At 71.6% G+C, this 1,953-nt stretch carries 2 protein-coding genes; both read left to right on the forward strand.

The genetic code is table 11. From position 1 onward, the window contains the following. Positions 1-482 precede the first annotated feature (482 nt). Positions 483-1,088 (forward strand): LemA family protein, encoded by a 606-nt coding sequence (locus A612_RS12295; protein WP_019374770.1) that lies wholly within the window; start codon positions 483-485, stop codon positions 1,086-1,088. 17 nt (positions 1,089-1,105) lie between these two features. Next, positions 1,106-1,953, forward strand: an 848-nt coding sequence (locus A612_RS12300; RefSeq protein ID WP_019374771.1) for a TPM domain-containing protein, incomplete at its 3' end; no start/stop codon positions are given.

Here is a 1,953-nt window from a genome sequence, read left to right on the forward strand (position 1 = left end):
GGCCGGTCGCCCGAGGTGCCACCCCGGTCGGCGGGGGCCGTGTCGGGCGAGGTGATGGACGAAGCCGGCGGTGCGATGACCGGGGGCGTGCCCTGGGCCCAGGAAGCACCGGTCAGGCCGAGACCGGCGGCAGCGGCGAGGGCGACCGTGGAGCGAAAGCAAAACATCGGCATGGCAGAACTCCTCCAGTTCGAGACACATCGTGGAACAAGGAAAAGAAAGGGACGCTGCCCTCCTTCCCAGGACCCCGCCATGTTCGGCAGACCCGGCGGCGCAGGTTGTAGGAGCGCTGCGCCTGTGCAGCCCGATACCGCTGCAGCATCCGGTAACGCCTGCGCTGCAACTGGGGCCCAGCCGCGCGGTGCGGGCGGGCACAATGGCGCCAGCATGGGATGCGCGCCGACAGCGCCGGCGCCCCGGCCGCTGCATACTCGCTGGCCGCAACCCTTCCCTCCACCCTTCAGGCTCCCTACGCTCACGCCATGAAAAAGACCTTCGCCATCCTGGTCCTGGCCAGCGCCCTCGGCGGCTGCGGCTACAACGACTTCCAGCGCCTGGACGAGCAGTCCAAGGCCGCCTGGAGCGAGGTGCTCAACCAATACCAGCGCCGCGCCGACCTGGTCCCGAACATCGTGGCCACCGTCAAGGGCGAGGCGCAGTTCGAGCAGGAGACGCTCACTCGCGTGATCGAGGCACGTGCCAAGGCCACCTCCATCCAGGCCACGCCCGAGCTGATCAACGATCCCCAGGCGTTCAACCAGTTCCAGCAGGCGCAAGGCGAGCTCTCCAGCGCCCTGAGCCGCCTGATGGTGGTGGCCGAGCGCTACCCGCAGCTGCAGGCGAACCAGGGCTTTCGCGACCTGCGCGTGACGCTGGAGGGCACGGAAAACCGCATCACGGTGGCGCGCAACCGCTACATCGAGACCGTGCAGGAGTACAACGTGCTGGCGCGCAGCTTCCCGACCAACCTGACGGCCAAGGTCTTCAGCTACGAACCCAAGCCGAACTTCACGGTGCAGAACGAGGCGCAGATCAGCGCTCCGCCGCAGGTCGACTTCTCGCACCCGGCGCCGGCCGCCAAGCCCTGAGCCCGGCGGCCGCCGCGATGTCCCTGGCTTCCGTCCTGCGCCTGCTGGCGGCCTGCATCTTGCTTGCCGCCGGCCTGGGCTCGGCGCTCGCCCAGCCGCTGCGCGCCGTGCCGGTGCTCACGGGGCGCGTGATCGACGAGACAGCCACGCTGGACGCGGCGCAGCGCAGCGCCCTCGAGCAGCAGCTGGCGGCGATCGAGCGGGCGCACGGCTCGCAGGTGGTGGTGCTCATGGTCCCGACGACCGCGCCGGAGGACATCGCCGCCTTCGCGCACCGGGTCGCCAGCCAATGGAAGATCGGCCGCCGCGAGGTGGGCGACGGGGTGCTGGTGGTGGTGGCCAAGGACGACCGGCGCATGCGCATCGAAGTGGCGCGCGCGCTGGAAGGGGCCATCCCCGACATCGCGGCGGCGCGCATCATCGACGCCGCCATGGCCCCGCGCTTTCGCGAGGGCGACTACGCCGGCGGCCTGCAGGCGGCCGTGCAGCAGCTGGGCGCGCGCATCGCCGGGGAGGAGCTGCCGCTGCCACGCGCCACCCGCGGCACGGACTCCGGGGACCTGCGCTTCAATGACCTGGCCATCTTCCTGTTCTTCGCCGTGATGGTCGGCAGCCCTGTGCTGCGCAGCCTGTTCGGACAGCGCCTGGGCAGCGTGGCCACCGGCGTGGGCGCCGGCGCGCTGGCCTTCTGGTTCACGACCAGCGTGCTGCTGGCGCTGGGGGCGGCGCTGGGGGCACTGCTCTACGCATGGGCCTTCGCGGGGCGCGTCGGGCCGGTCACGTGGGGCGGGGGTGGGGGCTTCGGCGGCGGCGGAGGCGGCTTCGGCGGCGGAGGTGGCTTCAGCTCCGGCGGCGGCGGCAGCTT

The sequence above is a fragment of the Melaminivora alkalimesophila genome, assembly GCF_000282995.1.
GTDB classification, from domain to species: domain Bacteria; phylum Pseudomonadota; class Gammaproteobacteria; order Burkholderiales; family Burkholderiaceae_C; genus Melaminivora; species Melaminivora alkalimesophila.